Annotated in this window: 5 protein-coding genes, 1 other RNA gene and 1 pseudogene; 2 read left to right on the top strand and 5 right to left on the bottom strand. The window is 64.2% G+C overall.

The genetic code is table 11. From position 1 onward, the window contains the following. The 5 genes and pseudogenes from ACOJSI_RS04570 to ACOJSI_RS04550 all read right to left on the bottom strand — a co-directional run. A pseudogene (locus ACOJSI_RS04570) lies at positions 1-226 on the bottom strand (molecular chaperone DnaJ); the annotation flags it as partial. Between the two features lie 37 nt (positions 227-263). Beyond that, positions 264-2,207: a hypothetical protein gene (locus ACOJSI_RS04565; protein WP_420137078.1), complete on the bottom strand. Its 1,944-nt coding sequence runs from the start codon at positions 2,205-2,207 to the stop codon at positions 264-266. 52 nt (positions 2,208-2,259) lie between these two features. Beyond that, an RNA gene (gene rnpB, locus ACOJSI_RS04560) (RNase P RNA component class A) lies at positions 2,260-2,643 on the bottom strand. A 32-nt stretch (positions 2,644-2,675) separates the two neighbouring features. Then, positions 2,676-3,389 carry an N-acetylmuramoyl-L-alanine amidase gene (locus ACOJSI_RS04555; protein WP_420137077.1) on the bottom strand — a complete coding sequence of 238 codons (714 nt, stop codon included), beginning with the start codon at positions 3,387-3,389 and terminating at the stop codon, positions 2,676-2,678. A gap of 199 nt (positions 3,390-3,588) precedes the next feature. Then, on the bottom strand, positions 3,589-3,978 hold the full coding sequence (locus tag ACOJSI_RS04550) for a M67 family metallopeptidase (RefSeq protein ID WP_420137076.1): 390 nt from the start codon (positions 3,976-3,978) through the stop codon (positions 3,589-3,591). Between the two features lie 79 nt (positions 3,979-4,057). Between ACOJSI_RS04550 and ACOJSI_RS04545 the strand changes: the two genes are divergently transcribed. Both ACOJSI_RS04545 and ACOJSI_RS04540 read left to right on the top strand, forming a co-directional pair. After that, entirely contained in the window at positions 4,058-5,011 is a 954-nt protein-coding gene (locus ACOJSI_RS04545; protein ID WP_420137075.1) for an RluA family pseudouridine synthase, read from the top strand. 69 nt (positions 5,012-5,080) lie between these two features. After that, on the top strand, positions 5,081-5,677 hold a 597-nt coding region (locus ACOJSI_RS04540; protein ID WP_420137074.1), incomplete at its 3' end, for an RNA polymerase factor sigma-32.

Below are 5,677 nucleotides of genomic sequence, written 5' to 3'. Positions count from 1 at the left end.
CCTCGTCCAGGCCCTGAAAATAGTCCCAGCCCTTATTATACTCGGCGGCATGATCCTGGCAGAAATACCAGCGATCCGGGCTGTTGGGGGATTTGGGCGCGGGGCAGTCGCCCGGCTGATCGCAATTGTGGCGATCGCATATCCGCACCTTGGTTGCACCACGTTCGCTGCCATAGCCGCGCCAGCGGGGAAAACCCCAGTCGGAGGATCGGGTGGGTCGTGCCATAGGGGCTACATAGGGAGAGTGCGCCGAAACGCCACTGTCAGGGCGTTACGTAGTGAAATCCCGGTTGGTATGTCGCGCCGCCACATCCCAAGCCACCTTGTGGCCGATAGCTCTGCGTATATTTCAGCCGCTTCGCGACCCCCTCCATCGGCGGCCCAAAAACGAAAGCAGGATAGGCCATGACAGTACGGATGTGCTCCGTCGTTCCATCCGCTTTCACGTCGAATTCGGTGCGGGCCCAGCCGGAAATGCCCCACGCGCGTGCTTCTGCCGGATAATCCTGCTCGCTTGCCTGGCCGCGCACCCGGACAGGCGAGGCGTCGACCAGCGCGCACTGCTGATCGTTCAGGCCCGTCTGCTGATACAATTGCTGGGCGCCCACAAGATCGGACTGCTGCGCCTTTATCGCCGCCAATTGAAGCAGAGCGCCCACGCGCAAGGGGTCGTGCCGATCAAGTCGCGTGTCTGCGATGATCGCATCGAGGTTGGCGGCGGCACCGGCTGCGTTTCGGATACGCTGAGACTGCGCAAGCGTCAGACGCACGGCGGCGCTGCTACGTGCATCCTGTGGGGCCGTGGTCGCGATCATCCGCGCCAGCGCCGCGTTCGAAGCCTCCACGTCTTTGCGCTTACCTGACATCGGCGCAGCACTTTGTGCGCCGAGATAGGTACGCACCGCCGGGGGCGCTTGTTCTGCCGCCGCGATCTTATCCGCGCGCGCGAGAAGCTCACGCGTTTCCTGATAGTCGGTACCCGAAGACTTCGCCATCGCGACCAGGATGGGGATCAACCGGATATCGTTGGGGCCGGTCTTTTCCTGATCGCGCAATTGAACCCGCAGCGCAGCGAGATCACGCGGGCTGTCCGCATTCGCAACCGGCACGACATGACGCGCTTCGAGCCAATGATCGAGGTCGCTTTCGAGCAGCGCGATCGGGCTTGGACGGTCTGCCGCGGTCGTACAGCGCAGCTCCAGGCGGGCGGACAGACGATAGAATGGCGGCACTTCCTTGAGCGCCTTCGAATCCCAGGACCAGCCATAGACGGAGCGCGCAAATTCGAGAGCGACCGGCCCGCGGCGCGACGCATAGATCGGGCTGGCATACAGCACTGTGCCATCTTCGCCGATGCCGAACTCGACCACCGCCACATCGTCCGGCTTCAGATCGCCGCCGCAAGTTGGAAGATCGGCATCGACCGGTCCACGCAACATCGCATTATCAGGCAGACGGCCCTGCCCCGTCATGCCGATGATATCGCGTGCTTTGTCCTTCCGCTTGGCCAGCAGGTAAGCGAGCGTCAGGTCGGAACGCACGGCGACATCGTCCAGGCTGGTCTTGGTCGTGATGCCGCCGCGATCCTTCAGCGCGATATTCAACTCGGTCAACGCGCCAGCAAAATCGCCCCGGTTCAGCAGCACCCGGCCCTTGATGTCGCGCAAATTGCCATCGAGCGCGGCATCCACCTCGCGGCCGGCGGCAAGACGTAGCGCCTCGTCGATGTAGTTGAGCGCCGCGTCGTCGTCGTCGAACATCGTGACGTCGGCAAGCGACATGAGGCTGGTCAGCTGCACGACCGGATCGCTCGACAACGCTCTGGCCGCCTCGAATTCGCGCCGCGCGGCCACGAAGTCGAAATCGCCGCGTTCGATCCCACCGAGCGCGAGCAAGGCATCCACCCGGTCGTCGGTCAGATTCTTGTCGTTCGACGGCACGAGCGCCAGCCCCTTGCGAAGCGTCTCCGCCGCCTCCGGTCTGCCCAGACGATAAAGCGCGATGCCTTCGCGCAGGGTCACCACGCCGCGCGTACGCAGGCCTAGTCCTGGGCGCGCCTCGATCGCCCGAAAGCCGGCAAGTGCCGCGTCATACTGCTTGGCGACAAGCGCCGCGCTCGCCTGCTCGAACTGCGCCTGGAGCGAGGCGGGCGCCGGCGCCGGCATGGCGGCGGCAGCCGCCTGTGCGAGAAGCCAAGCTACGACCATTGTTCGATAATCCCCCCACTAAGGTGGCGGAAGATCGCACGCGCGGCGGAAATGCGCCAGAGGGCCTGTAAGCCGGGTTCTGTCCATTCCCGAAGGAACTGGGCGACCATTCCTCTAGGACGGCGCTTGCGCGCCGCCTCAAGCAACCAACCCGGACGACGGGGGCGAGCCACCCCATATGCCGTCCCTACTCGGTCTTGCTCCAGGTGGGGTTTGCCGTGCCGCCGCCGTTACCGGAAGCGCGGTGCGCTCTTACCGCACCCTTTCGCCCTGACTCGGAGCCGTGTGGGCCGGCCGAGCGGTCTGCTTTCTGTTGCACTGTCCCTAAAGCGCAGGTCTCCCCGCGCCCCGCCGGGCGTTACCCGGCACCTTCACTCTGCGGAGCCCGGACTTTCCTCCCGTGCATCGCTGCACCGGCGGCCGCCCGGCCCTCTGGCGCGATCCGCCTAGCAGCCCGATCGCGCCGAGTCAGCCCCGGCCCTGCCGTGCCTCGGCGCCTTTGTCGCCACCGGTCAGCAGCGACAGCAGGATGGCGCGGCACTCGCCGTCGATGATGCCATCGACATTGGCCGGCCGAAAGCGCCGCTGAAAAGCGCGCACAGCGGCCTTGTCGTCGACGACCTGATAGCCGAAGCGCTCCAGCGCCAGCAGGAAGCTGGCATCGCTCCACAGCGGATCGGTCAGGTGCCGGCGGGGCCGCGGCAGGGCCAGCCGCACCTTGGCGAGCCGCTCCCAATCGAACAACTCGCCGGGATCGTCCTTGCGGGCGGGCGCGACATCCGAATGACCGACGATATTGCCGCGCGTGATCCCGTAGCGGCCAACGATATCCGCCATCAGCGGCAGCAGCGCCTGCATCTGGGGCTCGGCGAACGGCCGATAGCCATGTTCATGGCCGGGGTTGACCAGCTCGATCCCGATGGAGGCGGAATTGACGTCGTCGATCCCGCGCCAATGGGCGTTGCCGGCATGCCATGCCCGCTTATCCTCATCGACCAGCCGCACGATCTGCCCGTCCTCGGTGATCAGATAATGGCTGGAGACCTTTGCGGCAGGATCGGTCAGTCGATCGATTGCCGATGCCGCATCCACCATGCCGGTATAATGGAGCACCAGCAGCGTGATGGGCAGTTTACGCGCATCGAAATTGGGCGATGGGCGCTCGATGATGCCGTCAATCATTACGCACACGCATAGTGGCTGCGCCACGCCGCGCCAGCAAATTCAGGTTGGGCAATGGATGGACGAGCGTTCGAGCGCTCCCCCGTCGTCATGCTGAACTTGTTTCAGCATCCATTTCTCCACAAGCTGCACCGCCTGCGGCACAATGGATCGTGAAACAAGTTCAGGATGACGGTGGCTTGGTGACGCCTTGAACGCATCACTGCGCTGTGACCAATCTGCATTCGCGGAAACCGCCCGGCTCCGCCAGCCACAGCCGGGCAGTGCCGCTTGCCAGAATCAACCACATCTTGCCCGGCTCGGCGGCGGCTAGATCCGTCGGCGACGGGATCGGGCTGCCCCCGGGATGGCTATGATAATGGCCGATCAGGCGGTCGCCGCCTCGCCGCACCGCGCGCAACGCCGAGAAAAGCGCGCGCGGGTCGATCTCGAACGCGCGGCGCGGATCGGGGGCGACATTGGCCGCCGCCTCGACCCGGTCGATGCGATCGTCCGTCCCGAACATCAGCCCGCATATTTCCCGCTCGGGGCTGGAAGCCTCGGCCGCGATCAAGGCGGACAGCGTGTCGGCGGCGATCGAAACGTCCATGCGCACGGCTTAGCAAATCCTATCTGACCGTGCAGCCTGCCTCCTTGAAATCGCGCCGCAACGCACCATATCGCGTACAGTGGACGCGGGGGTGTCAGTTAAGCATGCGGCTCTGCCGCCGGAAATGGCCGGATGGCGCCTGGACCGGGCGCTCGCCGTCGCCATTCCCACCCTGTCGCGTGAGCGGCTGAAGACCCTTATCTCGGCGGGTGCCGTCACCGTTGGTGAAAAGATCGTCCGCGATCCGGCAACGAAAGTAACGGGGGGCAGTGCAGCAATCATTGCCGTTCCCGATCCGAAGCCGGCCCATAATGTGGCGCAGGACATTCCGCTCGTCATCGCTTTTGAGGACGAGCATCTGATCGTCGTCGATAAGCCCGCCGGCCTGGTGGTGCATCCGGCCTGCGGCAATCTGGACGGAACGCTCGTCAACGCGCTGCTTCACCATTGCCGGGGCTCTCTGTCGGGCATTGGCGGGGTTGAACGTCCCGGCATCGTCCACCGGATCGACAAGGATACGTCCGGCCTGATGGTCGCCGCAAAGACCGATCGGGCCCATGCCGGGCTCGCCGCGCAATTCGCCGATCATTCGATCGATCGGCGCTACAAGGCGATCGTGTCGGGACGGCCCCGTCCGGCCGACGGACGGATCGAAGGCAATCTCGGCCGGTCTCCGTCCAATCGGAAGAAGATGGCGATCGTCGGTGGGGGCCAGGGCAAACATGCCGTTACACATTATACAACGCTGACCCCGTTGGACGGTGCGGCGCTTGTCGAATGCCGGCTGGAGACCGGCCGCACCCACCAAGTCCGCGTCCATATGTCCTCGATCGGTCATTCGCTGCTGGGCGACGCCAGCTATGGCAGCGTCTCGCGCGCGCATCGCAAGCTGCTCGAGCAACTCAATTTTCGCCGTCAGGCGCTCCACGCGGCACGGCTCGGCTTCATCCACCCGGTGACAAGCCGAACTTTGTCGTTCGAAAGCAACATGCCGGCAGACATGCAGGAACTGTTCAGCCATCTTTTGGTATAAATCACTGAGACGGTAGGTCAGGGCTGACGACCTACTGGGACCCATGGGGTCCAGGGAGAATTGATCATCATGGCCAGCGGCAACAATTCGGTGGCAACCATCCCGGCACTTGGCGGCGAAGCGAGCCTGAACCGCTATCTGTCGGAGATTCGCAAATTTCCTCTCCTCCAGCCGGAGGAGGAATATATGCTCGCCAAGCGCTTCCAGGAACATGGCGATCCGGAAGCCGCGGCGAAGCTTGTCACGTCGCACCTGCGGCTCGTGGCCAAGATCGCGATGGGCTATCGCGGCTATGGCCTGCCCGCGTCCGAGCTCATCTCGGAAGGCAATATCGGCCTGATGCAAGGCGTGAAGAAGTTCGAGCCCGATCGCGGCTTCCGTCTCGCGACGTACGCCATGTGGTGGATCCGCGCCTCGATCCAGGAATATATCTTGCGCTCGTGGAGCCTGGTGAAGATGGGCACGACCGCGGCCCAGAAGAAGCTCTTCTTCAACCTGCGCCGCATGAAAAGCCAGATCGACGCGTTCGAGGATGGCGATCTCAAGCCCGAGCATGTCGCCAAGATCGCGACCGATCTGGGCGTGAGCGAGGAGGACGTCACCTCCATGAACCGTCGCATGTCGATGGGCGGCGATACGTCGCTCAACGTCATGGTGGGTGAGGAT

The organism is Sphingomonas sp., assembly GCF_048595155.1.
Classification (GTDB): Bacteria; Pseudomonadota; Alphaproteobacteria; order Sphingomonadales; family Sphingomonadaceae; genus Sphingomonas_I.
Note: the sequence above shows the minus strand (reverse complement) of the source record. Positions and strands in the feature narration are given on the sequence as shown.

What these genes read in the sequence shown, in the direction of transcription:
- ACOJSI_RS04565 (WP_420137078.1), bottom strand. Translation starts at nt 2,207, where the DNA reads ATGGTCGTAGCTTGGCTTCTCGCACAGGCGGCTGCCGCCGCCATGCCG.
- ACOJSI_RS04555 (WP_420137077.1), bottom strand. Translation starts at nt 3,389, where the DNA reads ATGATTGACGGCATCATCGAGCGCCCATCGCCCAATTTCGATGCGCGT.
- ACOJSI_RS04550 (WP_420137076.1), bottom strand. Translation starts at nt 3,978, where the DNA reads ATGGACGTTTCGATCGCCGCCGACACGCTGTCCGCCTTGATCGCGGCC.